At 66.9% G+C, this 16,683-nt stretch carries 15 protein-coding genes; 13 read left to right on the forward strand and 2 right to left on the reverse strand.

Annotated elements, in window-relative coordinates:
* Positions 1-3: 3 nt before the first annotated feature.
* Entirely contained in the window at positions 4-765 is a 762-nt protein-coding gene (locus tag RD110_RS17950; protein WP_076200797.1) for a maleate cis-trans isomerase family protein, read from the forward strand.
* On the opposite strand, the gene RD110_RS17955 is transcribed toward RD110_RS17950, so the two are convergent.
* Positions 766-1,788 (reverse strand): Bug family tripartite tricarboxylate transporter substrate binding protein, encoded by a 1,023-nt coding sequence (locus RD110_RS17955; protein WP_076200799.1) that lies wholly within the window; start codon positions 1,786-1,788, stop codon positions 766-768.
* Between the two features lie 183 nt (positions 1,789-1,971).
* Between RD110_RS17955 and RD110_RS17960 the strand changes: the two genes are divergently transcribed.
* The 12 genes from RD110_RS17960 to RD110_RS18015 all read left to right on the forward strand — a co-directional run bounded on the left by RD110_RS17960 (position 1,972) and on the right by RD110_RS18015 (position 15,857).
* Positions 1,972-2,577 (forward strand): hypothetical protein, encoded by a 606-nt coding sequence (locus tag RD110_RS17960; RefSeq protein ID WP_076200801.1) that lies wholly within the window; start codon positions 1,972-1,974, stop codon positions 2,575-2,577.
* A 349-nt stretch (positions 2,578-2,926) separates the two neighbouring features.
* The gene (locus RD110_RS17965; protein ID WP_076200802.1) at positions 2,927-3,781 is read left to right on the forward strand and encodes a GntR family transcriptional regulator; all 855 of its coding nucleotides are present in this window, start codon (positions 2,927-2,929) and stop codon (positions 3,779-3,781) included.
* Between the two features lie 37 nt (positions 3,782-3,818).
* The gene (locus tag RD110_RS17970; protein ID WP_076200804.1) at positions 3,819-5,393 is read left to right on the forward strand and encodes an ABC transporter substrate-binding protein; all 1,575 of its coding nucleotides are present in this window, start codon (positions 3,819-3,821) and stop codon (positions 5,391-5,393) included.
* Between the two features lie 250 nt (positions 5,394-5,643).
* Positions 5,644-6,609: an ABC transporter permease gene (locus RD110_RS17975; protein ID WP_076200806.1), complete on the forward strand. Its 966-nt coding sequence runs from the start codon at positions 5,644-5,646 to the stop codon at positions 6,607-6,609.
* Complete coding sequence (locus tag RD110_RS17980) at positions 6,606-7,556, forward strand: ABC transporter permease (protein ID WP_076200807.1); 951 nt, start codon at positions 6,606-6,608, stop codon at positions 7,554-7,556. Before RD110_RS17975 ends, RD110_RS17980 begins: the two co-directional genes overlap by 4 nt.
* Before the next feature lie 133 nt (positions 7,557-7,689).
* The gene (locus RD110_RS17985) at positions 7,690-8,691 is read left to right on the forward strand and encodes an ABC transporter ATP-binding protein (protein WP_076205214.1); all 1,002 of its coding nucleotides are present in this window, start codon (positions 7,690-7,692) and stop codon (positions 8,689-8,691) included.
* Positions 8,688-9,695 carry an ABC transporter ATP-binding protein gene (locus RD110_RS17990; RefSeq protein ID WP_076200809.1) on the forward strand — a complete coding sequence of 336 codons (1,008 nt, stop codon included), beginning with the start codon at positions 8,688-8,690 and terminating at the stop codon, positions 9,693-9,695. Before RD110_RS17985 ends, RD110_RS17990 begins: the two co-directional genes overlap by 4 nt.
* Before the next feature lie 10 nt (positions 9,696-9,705).
* The gene (locus tag RD110_RS17995) at positions 9,706-11,154 is read left to right on the forward strand and encodes an amidohydrolase family protein (protein ID WP_076200810.1); all 1,449 of its coding nucleotides are present in this window, start codon (positions 9,706-9,708) and stop codon (positions 11,152-11,154) included.
* Positions 11,155-11,164: 10 nt separating this feature from the next.
* Entirely contained in the window at positions 11,165-11,800 is a 636-nt protein-coding gene (locus RD110_RS18000) for a flavin reductase family protein (RefSeq protein WP_076200812.1), read from the forward strand.
* Between the two features lie 3 nt (positions 11,801-11,803).
* On the forward strand, positions 11,804-12,997 hold the full coding sequence (locus RD110_RS18005; protein WP_076200813.1) for an amidohydrolase family protein: 1,194 nt from the start codon (positions 11,804-11,806) through the stop codon (positions 12,995-12,997).
* A gap of 253 nt (positions 12,998-13,250) precedes the next feature.
* Positions 13,251-14,720 carry an amidohydrolase family protein gene (locus RD110_RS18010; RefSeq protein WP_076205217.1) on the forward strand — a complete coding sequence of 490 codons (1,470 nt, stop codon included), beginning with the start codon at positions 13,251-13,253 and terminating at the stop codon, positions 14,718-14,720.
* An 81-nt stretch (positions 14,721-14,801) separates the two neighbouring features.
* Positions 14,802-15,857 (forward strand): class I SAM-dependent methyltransferase, encoded by a 1,056-nt coding sequence (locus tag RD110_RS18015; RefSeq protein WP_076200815.1) that lies wholly within the window; start codon positions 14,802-14,804, stop codon positions 15,855-15,857.
* Between the two features lie 12 nt (positions 15,858-15,869).
* On the opposite strand, the gene RD110_RS18020 is transcribed toward RD110_RS18015, so the two are convergent.
* The gene (locus RD110_RS18020; protein ID WP_076200816.1) at positions 15,870-16,673 is read right to left on the reverse strand and encodes a transporter substrate-binding domain-containing protein; all 804 of its coding nucleotides are present in this window, start codon (positions 16,671-16,673) and stop codon (positions 15,870-15,872) included.
* Between the last annotated feature and the right edge of the window lie 10 nt (positions 16,674-16,683).

Here is a 16,683-nt window from a genome sequence, read left to right on the forward strand (position 1 = left end):
CCCATGCCAGTCCCCGGCGCCAGCCCTTCCCCGCGCGAATTGATCGCCGCCCCGACGAAGTTCGTCGGCTTCATCACCCCCTCGGCCAACACCGTGGTCGAACGTGTCACGCTGGCCATCCTGCGCGATTTCCCCGAGGTGTCGCCGCATTTCTCGCGCACGGCGGTGGTGGGTGCGGTCGATCCGTTCCCGACGAGTTACGACTACGACAGCATGCTGGCCGCGGCCAAGCTGCTCGGCGATGCGCACCTGGACGCGATCGTCTGGAACGGCAGCAAGGGTGGCAACGTGGGCTTCGCGCTCGACCATGACCTCATCGCGCGCATCACGGCGCTGACGGGTGCGCCGGCCACCACCACCACGCTGGCCATCGAGTCGGTTTTCAAGGCCGATGGCGTCACGCGTTTCGGGCTGGTCTCGCCGTATGTCGATGCCTATGCGCAGCGCATCCAGGACACCTTCGGCCGCGAGGGCTACACCTGCGTGGCCTCGGCCAATTCAGGGCTGAAAGACAACTTTTCGTTCTCCACCGTGCCGGAGGACGACATCGTGGCCATGCTGCGTCAGGTCGCGCGCGCCAAGCCAGAGGCCGTCATCACCTTCTGCACCAACTTCGCCGCCGCGCCGCTGGTGGCCGAGATGGAGGCTGAACTCGGCATCCCGATCTACGACAGCGTGAGCATGGCCGTGTGGCACGCGCTCAAGCTGGTGGGCGTGGACACCGCGCGCGGCAAGGCCTGGGGCCGGGTCTTCGAGAGGAGATGACTATGTATCGGCGGTGAAGCCGATCTGCTTGACGATAGGCGCCCAGCGCGCCGTGTCCTTGCGCAACAGTTCGGCGAGTTCGCCTGGCGACGACGGCATCACCTCCAGGCCGAAGGTGGCCAGGCCGTCGGCCACGTCGGTCGCGGCCAGCGCGGTGCGGATGCTGGCGTTGAGCCGCGCCACCAGTTCCGGCGGCGCCTTGGGCGGCAGGAACATCGCAAACCATTCGCTGAACGCCATGTCCTTCAGGCCCTGCTCCAGCAGGGTCGGCACGTCGGGCGCGAAGCGGCTGCGCTTGGCACCCGAGACACCGAGGATGCGCACCTTGCCCGTGGGCAGGTGCTGCGTGATGTCGCCCACCGGGCCGGAAACGGCCGAGATGTTGCCGCCGAGCAGGTCCAGCATGGCCGGCTGGGTGCCGCGGTAGGCGGCGTGCTGCAGTTCCACACCCGCGCTCTTGCCGAGCAGCGCGCCGATGAAATGCGGCGTGGAGCCGGCCGCGGGCGAGCCGAAGTTGGCCTTGGCCGGATTCGCCTTGGCCCAGGCCAGGAAGTCGGGCACGGTCTTCACGTCCAGGGGCACGGCCGGCCCCACGGCGAAACCGAAATCGAACACGCAGGCCACCGAGACCGGCGTGAGATCGGCCACCGGGTCGTAGGGCAGCTTCTTGTAGATGTGCGGGTAGATGGTGAGCATCGAGGTCGGTGTCTGCAGCAGCGTCGCGCCGTCGGCCGGCTGGGCCTTGACGTACTGGATCGCGATCTGCCCGCCGGCACCGGTGCGGTTTTCCACCACGGCCGTGCGCGCGAACTCGGGCGCGAGTTTGGTCGCCAGACGGCGGCACAAGGTGTCGGAGGTGCCACCGGCCGCAAAGCCGGTGACGATCTTCAGGGTTTCGATCTGGCCGGCCTGGGCGAAGGCAGTCTCGCCGATGCCGGCCAGAACAGCGGCCAGCGCGGCGGCGGCGCCGGCCTGCAGTGTGGTTCGCCGGTTCGGCAAGGCGTTGACGGAATGGGAATGCATGGATTTGTCTCCGAAAGTCTGTTGTTGATGACGCGTCGTTGTGGTGATCGCAGCCAGCGCGCATTGTTTGTGCAAATCGGCACGGGTGCAACCGTTGCAACCCCGAGCCTGCTGCCCGGGTGACTAAACTCTCGGCCTTGTTCGGCCCGTTCGAATCCCTCTGTCAGGTCTTTGCGGAAAGTTATGGAAATCTTCATCCTCGTGGCGCTGATCGCCTTCGGCGTCTACCTGCTCAAATCCAGGGAGCAGCGCCAGCGCATCGCCCTGCTCGGCAGCCACCTCAGCCGCTTCCAGATCGAGAAACTGATGGAGACCCTGACCCAGGGTTATCTGCGCGCGCTCGGCGAGAACGATGCCGAGCGCCGCGAGCAGATCTGGCGGCTGCTGCGCAGCAACGAGGTCCAGCTCAGCGAGCAGTTCAACCGTTTCGCCGCCGAATTCGCCCAGGTGCCGGCGGAGGAAGCCCGCGTGAGCCGGCTGCCAGTCGCCGTGCCCTATGCGAATGTGCTGTTGCCCCACGCCACCTTCGACCTGCGCAAGGCGTTTGCGATCCACGCCCAGGGCATTGCGGCCGCCGCCGATGAAACGGCTGGCCGCAGCAACCGGGACAAGGCCTTCACCATGTCGGCCGAGCTGTTCCTGATGCAGCACACCTGCCATTGGTTCTGCAAGTCCAAGGCCGTGGCCTCGGCGCGCATGCTGGCCCGGCACCAGACGGCGTATGGCCAGCTGGTGGCCTCCGTCGCGCCGGCCACGCGCCGCGCCTACACCGCCCTCGTCGGCGACTGAAGTCCCTGCCACCGGTTTGCACCGGCGGCACACCTCCCCATCCATTTGTTTCGGTGGCGCCGCCCTTCTGGCGCGCCTCAGGATGGCGCGCGCCCGTGCACCATTTTGTTAACAAAAACTCGACCATGCGTCGAATTTTGCAAACTTATGGTGCGCATGCCTGCCGTTTCCGCGCCTCTGCCATCCCCCAAGCGGCCAATCCGCAGGCATGGCTCTTGCAGTGAAGCCGTTGATCGTCAACACACGCACTATTTTTTGTTAACAAAATTATTTAATTAATCTGTTTTTTGTTGACAAAATTTTCAGGCATCGCAAAATCCGACCCCAATCCACAGATCACCGCCACGCCATGCCCAAGTCCACCGCCACCGCCCGCCAAGCCATCGAGTCCGGCATGGACCTGTTCGACAGTACCGACACCAGCGAAGAGGCCCGCGTGCAGCGCCGCCTCGCCGAGGCCATCTTCGAGCACCGCATTCCACCAGGCACCAAGCTGCCAGAGGTCGATCTCTGCCGCATCCTCGGCACCTCGCGCGGCACGTTGCGCAAGGTGCTGGACCGCCTGGCCAGCGAGCAGCTCGTCGAGCAGATTCCCAACCGCGGCGCCTTCGTGGCCAAGCCGTCGGTGGAGGTGACGCGCGACGTCTACGCGCTGCGCCGCATCCTGGAAGCCGGCGTGGTGCGCACGCTGGCGCGCTGCGAATGCGGCCCGTGGATCGACGCGGTGCGCCTGCAGGTGGGCGAGGAACGCGAAGCCAACCGCGTGGGCGATACCGGACGCTACATCCGGCTGGCCGGCAAGTTCCACCTCGATCTGGCCGCCGCCACCAAAAACACCGCGCTGAACCAGCACCTGAAGCGGGTGGTGGCTCAGACTTCGCTCATGACCGCGCTGTACGACGAGCCCGGTACCAACACCTGCTCGGTGCACGAACACCTCGAAATCCTCGACGCCATCCAGGCCGGCAACCACGCCGAGGCCGAACGCCTGATGGAAGAACACCTGATCGGCTGTGAGCGCCAACTGAAGCTGGACGACGAACCCAAGCCGGTCGATCTCTCGCAAGCGCTCGGCGGTCCCGCGCCCGAAGCAGCCCCGGCAAAGAAGCCCGCAAAAGCAGCCACGCCCCAAACCGCCAAGCCCGCCGCCAAGCCCGCCGCAAAACCGGCCACCAGGCCACGGCGCGCGGCCGGCGCGATCTGACCATTCCCCACCTGATTCACCCCTAGGAGCGATACCGATGAAGAAGCATTTGATGACGCTTGGCTTGGCCGTGGCCATGGGCCTCGGCGCGGGCGGCCTGCAGGCCAAGACCTTCACCTGGACGGCCTCGGCCGACGCCTTGTCAATGGACCCGTACTCGACGAACAACTCGTTCACGACCTCGTTCATGAACAACATCTACGAAGGCCTGGTGCGTTTCAACGAGAAGGTCGAGATCGAGCCCGCGCTGGCCGAATCCTGGTCCTCCGTTTCGCCCACGGTGTGGCGCTTCAAGCTGCGCCACGGCGTGAAATTCCACGGCGGCGAGCCCTTCACCGCCGACGACGTGGTCTTCAGCTGGCAGCGCGTGATGACGCCCGGCTCCATCTCCAAGCTGAACCTGGCGGATGTGAAGGACGTGCGCAAGGTCGACGCCTTTACCGTGGACGTGGAGACCAAGGCCCCGTTCCCGCTGCTGCTGAACCAGTTGCTCAACCTCACCATCATGAGCAAGACCTGGAGCGAGGCCAACAACGCCAAGGAGGCCAGCGACCTGCAACAGAAGAAGGAAAACTTCGCCAACCGCAACACCAACGGGACCGGCCCCTTCATGCTGAAGTCGCGCGAGGTCGACGTGAAGACCGTGCTGGTGGCCAACCCGACCTGGTGGGACAAGCCGAAACACAACCTCACCGACGTGGTGTTCACGCCGATCCAGTCCGACGCCACGCGCACTTCGTCGCTGCTGTCGGGCGCGCTCGACGCCACCGTCAACGTGCCGCTGCAGGACGTGCAACGCATCAACAGCTCGGGCGCCTTTACCGTGGTGCAGGGGCCTGAGTTGCGCACCATCTTCCTCGGCATGGACCAGTTCCGCGACGAACTGCTCTACGCCGACGTGAAGGGCAAGAACCCATTCAAGGACGTGCGCGTGAGAAAGGCGCTGTACCAGGCGATCGACGTGGAGGCCATCAAGCGCTCGGTGATGCGCGGCGTCTCCTGGCCCGCCGGCATGGTGCTGTCGCCGCAGCTCAACGGCGCGCCCAAGGCCTTGAACACCCGCCTGCCGTTCAATGTCGAAGCCTCGAAGAAGCTGCTGGCCGAAGCCGGTTACCCCGAAGGCTTCACCGTGGGCATGCAGTGCCCGAACAACCGTTACGTGTACGACGAGCAGATCTGCCTGGCCATCATCTCCATGCTGGGCCGCGTGGGTATCAAGATCACGCCGCAGATCGAGCCCGTGGCCAAGTGGAACGTGCGCCTCAACACCATGGACGTGTCGCTGTACATGGTCGGCCACGCCGGCCTGCCGATGGCCGACTCCTACGCCCTTCTCTACGACGTGGCCGCCACGCGCACCGCCACCGCCGGCGGCCTGAACGCCGGCCGCTACTCGAACCCGGCCTTCGACGCCGTGCTGCCGAAGATCGCCTCCGAACTCGACACCACCAAGCGCAATGCGCTGCTGGCCGACGCGGTGACCATCCTGCGCGACGACGTGGCCTACATCCCGCTGCACCAGCAGCCGATCACCTGGGCCGCGCGCAAGGGCGTGGAGCTGAAGCAGGCGCCGGACAACCAGCTGCGGCTCTGGCTGATCACCGCGCCTTGAAACCGCCCATCCGTTCGTCTTGAGCCCCTACCCCCCGTTCGTGCTGAGCCTGTCGAAGCACCTGGACCAGACCCTTCGACAGGCTCAGGGCGAACGGAAGAAGACCCAACCGTTCGCGACATCCCGTTCGTCCTGAGCCTGTCGCAGGACCCGAACCAGACCCTTCGACAAGCTCAGGGCGAACGGCACTAGAACAAAAGACCCGCAAACGAGCGGGCGAAGTCCCACCACCAACCCGAGGGCACTACCCATGCTCCGCTTCCTCTCAACCCGCCTGTGGAATGGCCTGCTGGTGATGACCGGCGTGTCGTTCATCTCGTTCCTGCTGTTCAGCTACATCGGCGACCCGGTCAACAACCTGCTCGGCGAGACGGCCACGCTGGCCCAGAAGGAAGCCCTGCGTGCGTCGCTCGGGCTGGACCAGTCGCTGATCGTGCGCTTCTTCAAGTACCTTGGCCTCGCCGTGCGCGGCGAGTTCGGCATCTCCTACCGCAACCTCGAGCCGGTGGGCCAGCTGCTGATGTCGCGCGTGCCGGCCACGCTGGAACTGAGCCTGTGCGCCGCGGTGCTGGCACTCGGGTTCGGCATTCCGATGGGGGTGTATGCGGGCATCAAGCGCAATTCCTGGCTGGCGCAGACGATGCAGGTGGTGTCGCTGGTCGGCATCTCGATCCCGTCGTTTCTCACCGGCATCATCCTGATCCTGGTGTTCTCGGTGGAACTCAACTGGCTGCCGGCCTACGGCCGCGGGGACGTGGTGGCCCTGGGCGGCTGGACCACGGGCTTCCTCACCACCAGCGGCTGGAAGTCGCTGGTGATGCCGTCGATCACGCTGGCGCTGTTCCAGCTCACGCTGTTCATGCGCCTGGTGCGCTCGGAGATGATGGAGGTGCTGCGCACCGACTACATCAAGTTCGCCCGCGCCCGCGGCGTGGCCGACCGTTCCATCCACTTCCACCATGCGCTGAAGAACACGCTGATCCCGGTGATCACCGTGGCCGGCCTGCAGCTCGGCTCGCTGATCGCGTTCTCCATCATCACCGAGACGGTGTTCCAGTGGCCGGGCATGGGCCTGTTGATCATCCAGGCCATCACCTTCGGCGACATCCCGGTGATCGCGGCCTACCTGATGCTGATCGCACTGCTGTTCGTGCTGATCAATGCGGTGGTGGACCTCCTGTATTTCCAAGTCGATCCGAGAGTGAGAATCGCATGAACACGACCGTCGTCTCCCTGCCCGAAGCTGCGCCGCCCTCGGCCTGGCACCGTTTCCTCGACAGCGATTTCGTCTACGCCTACAAGCGTTCGCCCACGGCCATCGTGTCGTCGCTCACGCTGCTGCTGTTCGTGCTGGTGGCCTTGTTCGCCCCCTGGCTCGCGCCGCAGAACCCGTTCGACCCGGCTGCACTGGACCTGATGAACGCCCGCATCCCGCCGGCCTGGCTCGAGGGCGGGCAGTGGCAGTTTCCGCTCGGCACCGACGGCCAGGGCCGCGACCTGCTCTCCACGCTGATGTACGGCCTGCGCATCTCGCTGATGGTGAGCTTCTGCGCCACGCTGTTCTCGCTGGTGGTGGGCGTGACGCTCGGCCTCGTCAGCGGCTACGCGGGTGGCCGCATCGACAACCTCATCATGCGGCTGGCCGACATGCAGCTCAGCTTCCCGACCATCCTGGTGGCGCTGCTGATCGACGGCCTGTCGCGTTCGCTGCTGCCGCGCTCGGTGCATGAGCAGCTCGCGCTGTTCGTGGTGATCTTTGCCATCGGCATCTCGACCTGGGTGCAATACGCCCGCACGGTGCGCGGCGCCACGCTGGTGGAGAAGTCGAAAGACTACGTGCATGCCGCCAAGCTCATCGGCATGGGGCCGATGCGCATCCTGTTCCATCACGTGTTGCCCAACGTGCTCGGCCCGGTGCTGGTGATCGCCACGCTGTCGCTCGGCCTGGGCATCCTCACCGAGGCCACGCTGAGCTTCCTCGGCCTCGGCGTGCCGCCGACCTCGCCGTCCCTGGGCACGCTGATCCGCGTGGGCAACGAGGTGCTGTTCTCCGGCGAATGGTGGGTCACCGTGGTGCCGGGCGTGTGCCTGGTGATCCTGGTGCTGGCCATCAACCTGCTCGGTGACTGGCTGCGCGATGTGTTCAACCCCAAGCTGAAGTGAGAAAACTTGGAACACCCCCATGGCTGCGCGCACTGCGTGTCGCGGAGCCTCCCCCTTGCAGGGGGCAACACGGGCGGCCCGGCAAAGCCGGTTCCGCGGTGTTCTGGAAAAGTCAGATGAAATGGAGTTTGTCATGAGCATCCCTCCTGTACTCACGGTGCAGAACCTGCGCGTCGAGATTCCCACGCGCCGCGGCACGCTGCTGGCGCTCGACGACATCAGCTTCAGCATCGCGCCCGGCGAAATCCTTGGCTTCGTCGGCGAGTCCGGCGCGGGCAAGTCGCTCACCGGCATGGCCATCCTCGGCCTGCTCGACCCGCCAGGCCGCGTGGCCAGTGGCGAGATTCGCCTGGGCGAGCGCCGCATCGACCAACTCTCGCAACGCGAGATGCGCAAGGTGCGCGGCAAGGAGATCGGCGCGGTGTTCCAGGACCCGCTGATGAGCCTGAACCCGCTGCTGCAGATCGGCGACCAGCTCGTCGAAACTATCCGCACCCACCTGCCGGTCACGCAGGAGGAAGCCGTGCGGCGTGCTCTCGGCCTGATGCGCGCGGTAGGCATTCCGGCGCCCGAGGCGCGCTTCACCGCCTACCCGCACCAGTTCTCAGGCGGCATGCGCCAGCGCATCGTGATCGCGCTGGCCCTGTGCGCCGAGCCGCGCCTGGTGGTGGCCGACGAACCCACCACCGCGCTCGACGTGTCGATCCAGGCCCAGGTACTGCAGCTGCTGCGCCAGCTGTGCCGTGACAAGGGCACCTCGATGCTGCTGGTCACCCACGACATGGGCGTGATCGCCGAAACCGCCGACCGCGTGGCCGTGATGTATGCGGGCCGCATCGTCGAGATCGGGCCGGTGGCGGACGTGATCCGCAACCCGGTCCATCCTTACACCCGTGGCCTGATGGGCGCGATTCCCACGCTCAAGCCCGTCACCGGGCCGCTGGCGCAGATCGACGGTGCGATGCCGCGGCTCAATGCGCGGCCCGTGGGCTGCGCCTTCAACCCGCGCTGCCCGAGTGCCACCGACCAATGCCGCAACGAAAGCCCGCGGGTCACCAGCCATGGCCCACGCCAGGTCGCTTGCTGGCTGGCGTCTGCGGAGTTCGCTGATCACAAAGAACTGGAGACCGCATGAACGCCGTCTTGAAGGAAGCCATCGTGGAAAAAGACATCGCCCTTTCCGCCACCGACCTGGGCCGGCACTTCCCGGTCGGCGCCGGCCTGCTCGCCGGCAAACTCGGCGCGGGCCGCTCGGTGAAGGCCGTGGACGGCGTGAGCTTCGACATCCGCCGTGGCGAAACCTTCAGCCTGGTCGGCGAATCGGGCTGCGGCAAGTCCACCCTGGCGCGACTCGTGGCAGGACTGGATGCGCCGAGCGCGGGTTCGATCAAGTTTGCCGATGCGGGCCAGAAGGACCACCGCATCCAGATGATCTTCCAGGACCCGTACGCGTCCCTGAACCCGCGCTACCGCATCGGCACGGCCATCGCCGAGCCGATCCGTTTCCAGAAGCTGCTGCCCGAGGCGCAGGTGATGCCGCGGGTGCACGAGCTGTTGCGCCAGGTGGGCCTGGCACCGGCCGATGCGCTCAAGTTTCCGCACGAATTCTCGGGCGGGCAGCGGCAACGCGTGTCGATCGCGCGCGCGCTGGCCGGCAACCCGAGCTTCCTGGTGTGCGACGAGCCGACCTCGGCGCTCGACGTTTCGGTGCAGGCGCAAATTTTGAATCTGCTGCGCCGCCTGCAGGAGCAGCTCGGCCTGACCTGCCTGTTCATCAGCCACAACCTCGCGGTGATCAACTACGTCTCGCACGACGTGGGTGTGATGTACCTGGGCCGGCTGGCCGAGGTGGCGCCGACGCGCACGCTGTTCGAAGCGCCCAAGCATCCGTACACGCAGCTGCTGCTGGCGGCGCTGCCGCAACTCGACACGCGCGGGCGCGACAAGTCGCCGATCACCGGCGAGATCCCGAGCCCGCTGAATCCGCCCTCCGGCTGCGCCTTCCACCCGCGCTGCCCGCACGCCAACGACCGCTGCAAGGCCGAGAAACCCGAGCTCACCGCCCAGCCCGACGGGTCGCAGGTCGCCTGCCACGCGGTGCAGGAGCGCCGCATCCCCGTCATGTTCCATTCCGCCTGAGAAACCAGCCATGCAAGACAAGACCAACATCGACCTGCTGATCGTGCGCGGCACCGTCATCACCGTGGACCCCGAGCGCCGCGTCATCGAGGACGGCGCCTTGGCCGTGCTGGCCGACCGCATCGTCGCCGTGGGCACCACCGCCGAACTGCAGGCGCGCTACACCGCGAAGAAGACCATCGATGCCTTCCGCCAGGCCGTGTTGCCCGGCCTGATCGACAGCCACGCCCATGCGGGCCACGGCCTGCTCAAGACCATGGGCGGCGGCGATGGCGAGGCCTGGTCCGCCGCCTGCGAACAGATCTATACCGTGGGCTCGGACGAAGACTTCTGGTACGCCGAAGCCCGGCTCGCTGCGCTGGAACGTGTGCGTTGCGGCACCACCACCGGCGTCTGCCTGTTCGGCGGCGGCGACAGCATCATGCGTGTGGACGAGCCGGCCTATGCCATCCGCCATTGCGACGCCATCGCCGAGACCGGCACACGTTCCTTCCTCGCCGTCGGCCCGTCGCGCCCGCCCGCGCCGCGCGTCTACGCCAGGTGGGACGGCGACCGGCGCACCGACCGCGAAGTTTCTTTCGAGCAGATGTTCGAGACCTGCGAAGAAGTCATCCGCACGCAGCACGGCCGTGCCGATGGCCGGGTCAACATCTGCGTGACGCTGCCGGTCTACCACCCCGACCAGACACCCGAACAGCTGGCCTATGCCGACCTGTTCGGCGTGCAGGCGCAGCAGTACATGGGCCTGGCCCAGGGCTACGGCCTGGCCTTCACGCAGGACGGCCACCGCGCCGGCAGCCTGCAGCTCGCCGAGGAGATGGGCCTGCTCGGCGAGGGCTCGTTCATGTCGCATGCGATCGACCTCACGCCAGGGGACATCGCCGCCTGCGTGGCCACCGGCACGCGCATCGTGCACAACCCGAGCGCCATCATGTCGATCCGCGGCCGCTGTCCGGTGCCCGAGCTGCTTGACGCGGGCGTGACCGTGGCGCTGGGCTCAGACGGCATCGCCCCGGACCGCAGCTACGACATGTTCCGCCACATGTTCCAGGCGATGCACTACCACCGCCGCCACTTCCGCGACGCCGGTGTGCTGCCGCACGGCAAGGTGCTGGAGATGGTGAGCATCGACGCCGCGCGCACCATCGGCCTGGCGCACGAGATCGGCTCGCTCGAAGTCGGCAAGAAGGCCGACATCATCCTCGTCGACCTGTTCAAGCCGCACCTGATGCCGCTGAACATGCCGGTGTACCGCGTCACGGCCTTCGCCAACGGCGCCGACGTGACCACCACCATCGTCGACGGCAAGGTGGTGATGGAGTCCGGCCGAGTGACCACCGTGGACGAAGCCGAGGTGATGGAAGCCGCGCAGCGCGCCACCGACCGCATGCTTGAACGCACCGGGCTGCGGCACCTGCTGGACGCGCCGGAAAAGCTCTGGCGTGCCAGCCACTATTGAAAAGGCCACCATGCAAATCGACTTCGCCACCCTCACCGCTTACCAGCGCTACAAGCTGATGGCCAGCCTCATCGTGCCGCGGCCGATCGCGCTGGTCACCACGCAGAACGCGGACGGGGTGGTCAACGCGGCGCCGTTCAGCATGTTCAACATGCTCGGCGAAGACCCGCCGATCCTGATGATCAGCATCAACAAGCTGCAGGACCACCACCTGAAGGACACCTCGGCGAACATCCTGGCCAACGGTGAATTCGTGGTGCACATCGCCGACGAACCCATGGCCGAGCAGATGCACCGCTGCGGCGAAACCCTGCCATCGACGCACAGCGAACTCGACCACGTGGGCCTGACCACGGCGCCCTGCATGGCCGTGCGCCCGCCGCGCATCAAGGAGTCGCCGGTGGCCTTCGAATGCCGGCTCAGCGAGACGCTGGAGACCACGAGCCGGCACATCTTCATCGGCGAAGTGCTGTGGCTGCACGCGCGCGAAGACCTGATCGACATCGAGCGCCACCGCGTGAAGCTGCAGAACTATTTTCCCGTGGCGCGTTTCGGCGCGAGTTATTACATCCGCACGCGCGACCGCTTCGCGATGGAACCCGAGAAGCCCGGCGTGGAATCCAACCCCATCGACCAACTGGAATAGAACATGCCTTCCACTGTGATTCGAAACGTGCGCCCGCTGGGGCGCGAGGCCGTCGACGTCGTGCTCGACAGCGGCAAGGTTTCCGCCCTGCTGCCGGCGGGCGGTGCACCGGCCGAGATGTCCACACTGGTTGATGGCCAGGGCCAGCTGCTGCTGCCAGCCCTGGTGGAGAGCCATGTGCATTTCGACAAGTCGCTCTGGGCCACACCCTGGCGGCCGAACAGCGCCGGCCCCACGCGCAACCACCGCATCACCAACGAACACACGGTGCTGAAGGACTTCAAGGTGCCGATGGCCGAGCGCGCCGGCCCGCTGATCGAGCACTGCATCGCGCGCGGTTCGCTGTACTTCCGCAGCCACCTGGACGTGCAGACCGTGTGGGGCATCCAGCACGTCGAAGCCATGCTGGCGCTGCGCGAAAAATACAAGCACCTCATCGAGCTGCAGCTCGTGGCCTTTCCGCAGGGCGGCCTGCTGATCGCCCCCGGCACGCATGCGCTGATGGAGCAAGCGCTGGAACTCGGCTGCGACGTGGTCGGCGGCATCGACCCGGCGGGCATCGACCTCGACCCGATCCGCCACCTGGAACAGATCTTCGCGCTGGCCGTGAAGTACGGCCGCGGCATCGACATCCACCTGCACGACCTCGGCGAGATGGGCCGCTGGGAAGTGGAGCGCATCGCCGACATGACCGAGGCCATGGGCCTGCAGGGCCAGGTGGTGATCAGCCATGCGTATTCGCTGGGCGCGTTTCCGCCGGCCGACCTCTGCGCGCTGGCCGACCGGCTGGCCGCGCTGCGCATCTCCATCATGACCTGCGCGCCGCCGCACGTGACCGTGCCACCGGTTGCGATGCTGCGCAGCCGCGGTGTGAACGTGTGCTCGGGCTCCGACGGCATCCGCGACGCCTGGAGCCCGATGGGCAACGGCGACATGCTGGAGCGCGCCATGCTGATGGCGCTGCGCTTCAACTGGGGCAAGGACGAAGACCTGGCCGCCGCCTTCGACGTGGTGAGCCAGGGCGGCGCCCGGGCGCTGGGCATCGCCGACTATGGGCTCGACGTCGGTTGCCAGGCGAATCTGGTGCTGCTGCCGGCGGAGAACCTCCCCGAGGCGGTGGTCAACCGCAGCCAGCAGCGCACGGTGATCAGCCGGGGCCGGGTGGTGGCGCGGGATGGGGTGTTCCTGGCGGGCTGAACCAGCCATAACGATTCAACCAAGCCCTTCGACAGGCTCAGGGCGAACGGAAATATCCCCCGCTCGCCCTGAGCCTGTCGAAGGGCATCCGATCATCCTGAGCCTGTCGAAGGGCATTCGATCATCCCGAGCCTGACGAAGGGCCTAAACCTGTCGAAGGGCCCCGGCTCCCCCAAACCTATCCACCCACCCCGTTCGCACTGAGCCTGTCGAAGTGCCCTCGTCGCACACCACGAACTTGGACGATCCCACCATGCGCACCCTCCTCAAAGCCTCCTGCGTCGTCGGCTTCGACGGCACTTCCCACGTCTTCTGGCGCAATGGCGAAGTTGTGTTCTCCGGCGACCGCATCGAATTCGTCGGCCACAACTTCCCAGGCCACGTGGACCGCACCGTGGACTACGGCCAGGCGGTCATCTGCCCCGGCTTCATCGACCTGGACGCGCTCGGCGACATCGACTCCGGCGTGCTCGGCGTGGACAACGGCAGCAAGTTCGAGAACGGCCGGCTCTGGTCGGAAGACTACATCCGCCGCGGCCCGCAGGACGCCTACACGCCGGAGGAACAGCTGTTCAAATACCGCTATGCCTTCACGCACCTGATCCGCAACGGCATCACCACCGCGCTGCCGATCACCTCGATGTACTACCGCGCATGGGCCGAAGGCTACGACGAGTTCACCGGGGTGGCGGCCCTGGCGGGCGAGCTCGGCCTGCGCGCCTACCTCGGCCCGGCCTACATGAGCGGCACCACCTACGCGCGCGCCGACCGCACGGCCGGCCAGTTGTGGGACGAGCCGCGCGGCCTGGCCGGGCTGGACGAGGCGCTGCGTTTCTTCAAGGACTTCGATGGCGCGCACGGCGGCCTGGTGCGTGGCATGTTCGCGCCCGACCGCATCGAGACCTGCACACCCGAACTGCTGGTCCGCACCGCCGCCGCGAGCCGTGAGCTCGATGCCCCCGTGCGTCTGCACTGCTGCCAGTCGGCCTATGAATTCGAAACCGTGCTGCGCCTGCGCGGCACGACGCCGCTGGGCTGGCTCGAAGGGCTCGGCCTGCTCAACACACGCGCGGTCCTGCCGCACGGTATCTACCTCAGCGGCCACCCCCAGGTGGCCGAAAAGGGGGACGCGGACTGGCAACGGCTGATCGCTTGCGGCGCCAGCGTCGCGCACTGCCCCGAGGTCTTCATCCGCAGCGGCGAAGCGCTCGATTCGTTCGGCCGCTACCGCGCCGCCGGCATCAACCTCGGCCTGGGCACCGACACCTGGCCGCCGGATTTGCTGCAGAACATGCGCACCGGCCTCTACGCCGCGCGGCTGCTGGAAAAAAGCGCCGGCCAGACCAGCATGGCCGACCTGTTCAACGCCGCCACGCTCGGCGGTGCCAAGGCCCTGCGCCGCGACGACCTGGGCCGGCTCGCACCGGGTGCGCAGGCCGACATCGTGGTCTTCGACCTCACGGCGCCCCACCTCGGGCCGGTCTTCGATCCGCTGAAGAACCTGTTCCTCGCCGGCCGGGGCACGGACTGCCGCGCCAGCTACATCGCCGGGCGCTGCGTGATGGAAGACCTCGCGGTGGTCGGCGTCGACATACCGGCATTGCAGGCCCAGGCCGACCGGCAGTTCGAGAAGCTGCTGGCGAACCAGCGCGCCCGGCGCTTCGACGATACTCAACAGCAACGGTTGGTGCGGCCGGTGTTTCCCTGGGCGGGCGAGATCTGAGTTTCGGGACGCGTATCGCCACCCTCACTTGAAAACGGTGGCCCGCTGCCTATAGTTGCTCTGTCGCTCCAGGAGATCGCCATGGCTCTCGACGAAGCAAAGCTCAACGCCTTCATGGGCAGGTTCGTGAACGACATCGGTGCCGTGATGCACGCGGCCACGGTGGTGGTGGGCGACCAGCTCGGCCTGTACAAGGCGATGGCCGCGGGGGCGGCGGATGTGGCCACTCTGGCGCAGCGTACCGGCACGGACCCGCGTTACCTGCTCGAATGGCTCAGCGCCCAGGCCGCGAGCGGCTATGTGGACTACGACCCGGCCACCCAGCAATTCCGACTCAGCGAGGAACAGGCGTTCGCGCTGGCCGAGGAAGGCAGCCCGGCCTTCATCCCTGGTGCATTCCAGATTGCCGTGGCCCAGTTCAAGGCCATTCCGAAAATCGCCAGTGCGCTGCGCACCGGCCTTGGCCTGGGCTGGCACGAACACGATACCTCGCTGTTCCGCGGCACGGAGCGCTTCTTCCGCCCCGGCTACGCCGCCAATCTGGTGGCAAGCTGGCTGCCGGCGCTGGACGGCATCGAGGCACGGCTGCAGGCGGGTGCGGAAGTGGCCGACGTGGGTTGCGGCCACGGCGCCTCGACCACCATCATGGCCCAGGCCTATCCGCGCTCGCGCTTCACCGGCTTCGACTACCACGGCCCATCCCTCGAAGTGGCACGGGCCTCGGCCGAGGCGGCCGGCGTGGCCGGCAACACCGGGTTCGAGATCGCCAGCGCCAAGGATTTCCCGGGCCGCGGCTATGCGCTGGTGACGATGTTCGACTGCCTGCACGACATGGGCGACCCGGCCGGTGCCGCCGCGCATGTGCGAGAGAGTCTGGCGCCCGACGGCAGCTGGATGATCGTCGAACCGTTTGCGGGCGATCGATTGGAAGACAACCTGAACCCGGTCGGCCGCGTGTTCTATTCGGCCTCGACCTTCATCTGCACGCCGGCTTCGCGCGCGCAGGACGTCGGCGCCTGCCTTGGCGCCCAGGCCGGCGAGGCACGTCTGCGCGGCGTCGTCACCGGCGCCGGTTTCTCGCGTTTCCGGCGCGTGGCGGAAACGCCGTTCAACCTCGTGTTCGAGGCCAGGCCGTAGCCTGTCCCGCGGCTACTTGAGCCAGCGGTCCATGGTGCGCTGGAAGTCGCCGCCGGCCTGGTTCAGGTGCAGCCACTGGTCCACGTAGGCCTTGAAGGCCACGTCGTCGCGCGGCAGCATCCAGCCCATCTCGCCGTATTGCAGTGGCTTGTCGGGGTTGACGGCGCACAGCCCCGGCTTGAGTTTCTGCTGCGTCAGCGCCTCGGCCGCCTCAGTGACGAATACATCGGCACGGCCGGCGAGGATCTCGTCGAAGATGGTGATGTTCTCGCCATGCAGCGTCATCTGCGCCCGCTTGAAGTTGGCGCGTGCGAAGCGCTCGTTGCTGCCACCAGGGTTGAAGATCACACGCGTGCCGGGCTGGTCGATGGCGGCCACGCTGGTGTACTTGGCCACGTCGGCGCAGCGCGCGATCGGCGTCTTGCCGTTGACCATGTAGGGTGCGCTGAAGAAGGCTTTCTTCTGCCGGTCGGTCGTGACGGACACGCCACCCACGGCCATGTCGCACTTGCCCGCGGCCAGGTCCGGCAACAGGTTGGCCCAGGTGGTCTTGACCCAGGCCGGCTTGGCGCCCAGGCTGGCGGCGAAGCCGTTCATCAGATCCACGTCGATGCCCTCGTAGCTGCCGTCGGCTTTCTGGAAGCTGAAGGGCTTGTAGTCGCCGGGGGTGCAGATGCGCAGCGTGGCAGCGGCCTGGACGGTGTCGAGGTGGGACGGCGCGACCGGTGCCGTTGCCGACGTGGACGCAGGCGCCGTGACGCAGCCCGCCAGCATGGCGGCGATGAGGGTGAAACCGACCGTGGATACCAAACGCATGTGCGCCTCC

The sequence above is a fragment of the Rhodoferax koreense genome, assembly GCF_001955695.1.
GTDB lineage: Bacteria > Pseudomonadota > Gammaproteobacteria > Burkholderiales > Burkholderiaceae_C > Rhodoferax_B > Rhodoferax_B koreensis.